Source organism: Stenotrophomonas sp. UBA7606 (genome assembly GCF_002477705.1).
In the GTDB taxonomy this organism is placed as follows: domain Bacteria; phylum Pseudomonadota; class Gammaproteobacteria; order Xanthomonadales; family Xanthomonadaceae; genus Stenotrophomonas.
Genome location: NZ_DLJW01000136.1, coordinates 1 through 4,891, shown reverse-complemented (window position 1 = coordinate 4,891; position 4,891 = coordinate 1). Strand labels below are relative to the sequence as shown.

The window sequence follows — 4,891 nt, the reverse complement described above, 5'->3', positions numbered from 1 at the left end:
GAGCTGAAGTAATCAGTTCTTGCATCGTCATCGATTCACGGCGATGCAGCCAAGGCTGGGGGCCTAAAGCCCCCGGCCTTTGGTCGTTTCAAACCGTTGCAATGCCGGGCATGCCCGGACGCAGCGGGGTAGGGCAGGGCCCGGCTCGGCGTAGTGCCGCGCCATGCTCGGCAAGCAACAACTGACGGGCCCGGCCCGGCAGGCAACAGAAAGACCAACGTGGCAAGTGTCAGGCGCTGCGCTCCAGACGATGGAGTGACCCGCAGCCGATACAAGCGAGTTGGCAGTTGGAAGTAGCGGGAGAAGGCGTGCTGGTGCCGGCAATACCAGCGACTTCCAACTGACAATTTCAAGATTTCCCTACGGGTCGTGGACGCACGGCTCGCACAACAAGGTGGAAGACCTCATGACGTCCTATTCGTACACCGAAAAAAAGCGCATCCGCAAAGATTTCGGCAAGCAGCGCTCGATCCTCGAAGTGCCGTTCCTGCTCGCCATCCAGGTGGATTCTTATCGCGAATTCCTGCAGGAAAACGTCGACCCGGCCAAGCGCTCCGACCACGGCCTGCATGCTGCGCTGAAGTCGGTGTTCCCGATTTCCAGCTACAGCGGCAATGCTGCCCTGGAATACGTCGGTTACAAGCTGGGTGACCCGGTGTTTGACGAGCGCGAGTGCCGCCAGCGTGGCATGAGCTACGGTGCACCGCTGCGCGTCACCGTGCGTCTGGTCATCTACGACCGCGAATCGTCGACCAAGGCGATCAAGTACGTGAAGGAGCAGGAGGTCTATCTGGGCGAAATCCCGCTGATGACCGACAACGGCACCTTCATCGTCAACGGTACCGAGCGCGTCATCGTGTCGCAGCTGCACCGTTCGCCGGGCGTGTTCTTCGACCACGACCGTGGCAAGACCCACAGCTCGGGCAAGCTGCTGTACAGCGCCCGCATCATCCCTTACCGCGGCTCCTGGCTGGACTTCGAGTTCGACCCGAAGGATGCGCTGTTCACCCGTATCGACCGTCGCCGCAAGCTGCCGGTGTCGATCCTGCTGCGTGCGCTCGGCTACAACAACGAAGAGATGTTGGCCGAGTTCTTCGAGATCAACACCTTCCACATCAACCCGGACGAAGGCGTGCAGCTGGAGCTGGTGCCGGAGCGTCTGCGTGGTGAAACCCTGGGCTTCGACCTGGCTGACGGTGACAAGGTCATCGTGGAAGCCGGCAAGCGCATCACCGCACGCCACATCAAGCAGCTGCAGGCTTCGGGCATCGCTGCCCTGGCCGTGCCGGACGACTACCTGGTCGGCCGCATCCTGTCGCACGACGTGGTCGATGCCAACACCGGTGAACTGCTGGCCCAGGCCAACGACGAGATCACCGACGAGCAGCTGCAGAACTTCCGCAAGGCCGGTGTTGATGCAGTCGGCACGCTGTGGGTGAACGATCTGGACCGTGGTGCCTACCTGTCCAACACCCTGCGCATCGATCCGACCAAGACGCAGCTTGAAGCGCTGGTTGAAATCTACCGCATGATGCGTCCGGGCGAGCCGCCGACCAAGGACGCCGCGCAGAACCTGTTCCACAACCTGTTCTTCACCTTCGAGCGCTACGACCTGTCCACGGTTGGCCGCATGAAGTTCAACCGTCGTGTCGGCCGCAAGGAAGTCACCGGCGAAGCCGTGCTGTACGACCAGAAGTACTTCGGTGAGCGCAACGACGAAGAGTCCAAGCGCCTGGTCGCCGCCCATGGCGAGTCGTCCGACATCCTGGACGTGATCAAGGTGCTGACCGAGATCCGCAACGGTCGTGGCGTGGTCGATGACATCGATCACCTGGGCAACCGTCGCGTGCGTTCGGTCGGTGAAATGGCCGAAAACGTGTTCCGCGTGGGCCTGGTCCGCGTCGAGCGCGCGGTCAAGGAGCGCCTGTCGATGGCCGAGTCGGAAGGCTTGACCCCGCAGGAGCTGATCAACGCCAAGCCGGTTGCTGCTGCCATCAAGGAATTCTTCGGCTCCTCGCAGCTGTCGCAGTTCATGGACCAGAACAACCCGCTGTCGGAAGTGACGCACAAGCGTCGCGTCTCGGCCCTGGGCCCGGGCGGCCTGACCCGCGAACGCGCTGGCTTCGAAGTGCGCGACGTGCACCCGACCCATTACGGCCGCGTCTGCACCATCGAAACGCCGGAAGGCCCGAACATCGGCCTGATCAACTCGCTGGCCGTGTTCGCACGCACCAACAAGTACGGCTTCCTGGAAACCCCGTACCGCAAGGTGCATGACGGCAAGGTCTCCGACGAGATCGAGTTCCTGTCGGCTATCGAAGAAAACGAGTACGTCATCGCCCAGGCCAATGCCCTGACCGATGCTAAGAACATGCTCACCGAGCAGTTCGTACCGTGCCGCTTCCAGGGTGAGTCGCTGCTCAAGCCGCCGGCAGAAGTCCACTTCATGGACGTCTCGCCGATGCAGACCGTGTCGGTCGCTGCCGCGCTGGTTCCGTTCCTGGAGCACGATGACGCCAACCGCGCACTGATGGGCGCCAACATGCAGCGTCAGGCCGTGCCGACCCTGCGTGCGCAGAAGCCGCTGGTGGGCACCGGTATCGAACGCGCCGTGGCGCGTGACTCGGGTGTGACCGTGAACGCCGTGCGTGGTGGCCAGATCGTGCAGATCGACGCCGGCCGCATCGTGGTCAAGGCCAACGAGAACGAGATCACCGATCCGGCCGATGCCGGCGTGGATATCTACAACCTGATCAAGTACACCCGTTCGAACCAGAACACCTGCATCAACCAGCGTCCGCTGGTGAACGTGGGTGACGTGATCGCGCGCGGCGACGTGCTGGCCGATGGCCCGTCCACCGATATCGGTGAACTGGCGCTGGGTCAGAACATGCTGATCGCCTTCATGCCGTGGAACGGCTACAACTTCGAAGACTCCATCCTGCTGTCCGAGCGTGTGGTGGAAGAGGATCGTTACACCACGATCCACATCGAAGAACTGACCTGCGTTGCGCGTGACACCAAGCTGGGGCCGGAGGAAATTTCCGCCGATATCCCGAACGTGTCCGAGCAGGCGCTGAACCGCCTGGACGAATCCGGCGTGGTGTACATCGGTGCCGAAGTGCGCGCCGGCGACATCATGGTCGGCAAGGTGACGCCGAAGGGCGAAAGCCAGCTGACCCCGGAAGAGAAGCTGCTGCGCGCGATCTTCGGCGAGAAGGCTTCTGACGTTAAGGACAGCTCGCTGCGCGTTCCGCCGGGCATGGACGGCACCGTCATCGACGTGCAGGTCTTCACCCGCGACGGCATCGAGAAGGACAAGCGCGCCCGCCAGATCGAAGAAAACGAGATCAAGCGCGTCAAGAAGGACTTCGACGACCAGTTCCGCATCCTGGAAGGCGCCATCTACGCCCGTCTGCGTTCGCAGATCGTGGGCAAGGTTGCCAACGGCGGCGCCGGCCTGAAGAAGGGTGACGTGATCACCGATGCGTTCCTGGACGGCCTGAAGAAGTCCGACTGGTTCACCCTGCGCATGAAGGACGAGGACGCCTCCGAAGCCATCGAGCGTGCCCAGATGCAGATCCAGGCGCACGAGAAGGAATTCGAGCGTCGCTTCGCCGACAAGCGCGGCAAGATCACCCAGGGCGACGATCTGGCACCGGGCGTGCTGAAGATGGTCAAGGTGTTCCTGGCCGTGAAGCGTCGCATCCAGCCGGGTGACAAGATGGCAGGCCGCCACGGTAACAAGGGTGTGGTCTCCAACGTGGTGCCGGTCGAAGACATGCCGTACATGGCTGACGGCAACACCGTGGACATCTGCTTGAATCCGCTGGGCGTGCCGTCGCGTATGAACATCGGCCAGATTCTGGAAGTGCACCTGGGCTGGGCCGCAAAGGGCCTGGGCAAGCGCATCCAGGGCATGCTGGAACAGCAGCGTGCGGTCAGCGAACTGCGTGAGTTCCTGGGCAAGATCTACAACCATGACTCGGCCGTTGCCGAGCAGCGCGTGGACCTGTCGCAGTTCAGCGACGAAGAGCTGATCAACCTGGCCAAGAACCTGACCGACGGCGTGCCGATGGCAACCCCGGTGTTCGATGGCGCGGCGGAAGAAGAAATCCGCGAAATGCTGAATCTGGCCTACCCGGATGAAGCACCGGAAACCGCACGCCTGGGCTTCAACGCCAGCAAGACGCAGATGCAGCTGTATGACGGCCGCACCGGCGAAGCCTTCGACCGCAAGACCACCGTCGGCTACATGCACTACCTGAAGCTGAACCACCTGGTCGACGACAAGATGCACGCCCGTTCGACCGGTCCGTACTCGCTCGTTACCCAGCAGCCGCTGGGCGGCAAGGCGCAGTTCGGTGGCCAGCGCTTCGGTGAAATGGAAGTCTGGGCACTGGAAGCCTACGGCGCGGCCTACACCCTGCAGGAAATGCTGACGGTGAAGTCCGATGACGTTCAGGGCCGTAACCAGATGTACAAGAACATCGTCGACGGTGAGCACGAGATGGTTGCGGGCATGCCGGAATCCTTCAACGTTTTGGTGAAGGAAATCCGCTCGCTGGCCATCAACATGGAACTGGAAGACAACTGAGATTGGGAATAGCGATTCGGGATTCGGGATTGGCAACGCGCCGGTCCCGGGTCCTGCATCCCCGCTCTGACAACTCCCCAATCTCGAATTCCGAATCCCGGAGAAGAACATGAAAGACCTGCTCAACCTCTTCAACCAGCAGCGCCAGACGCTGGACTTCGACGCGATCAAGATCGCGCTGGCCTCGCCGGACCTGATCCGTTCGTGGTCCTTCGGCGAAGTGAAGAAGCCGGAAACCATCAACTACCGTACCTTCAAGCCGGAGCGTGACGGCCTGTTCTGCGCCGCCATCTT

Annotated in this window: 2 protein-coding genes; both read left to right on the top strand. The window is 62.0% G+C overall.

Annotation, left to right across the window (positions count from 1 at the left end; genetic code table 11):
* Positions 1–406: 406 nt before the first annotated feature.
* Entirely contained in the window at positions 407–4,597 is a 4,191-nt protein-coding gene (gene rpoB, locus B2527_RS19330; protein WP_293717319.1) for a DNA-directed RNA polymerase subunit beta, read from the top strand.
* Positions 4,598–4,706: 109 nt separating this feature from the next.
* A partial coding sequence (locus B2527_RS19325) for a hypothetical protein (protein ID WP_293717318.1) occupies positions 4,707–4,891 on the top strand: 185 nt, incomplete at its 3' end.

Bases quoted from the DNA above. Each gene is read 5' to 3' on its own strand.
- rpoB (WP_293717319.1), top strand. From the start codon at position 407: ATGACGTCCTATTCGTACACCGAAAAAAAGCGCATCCGCAAAGATTTC.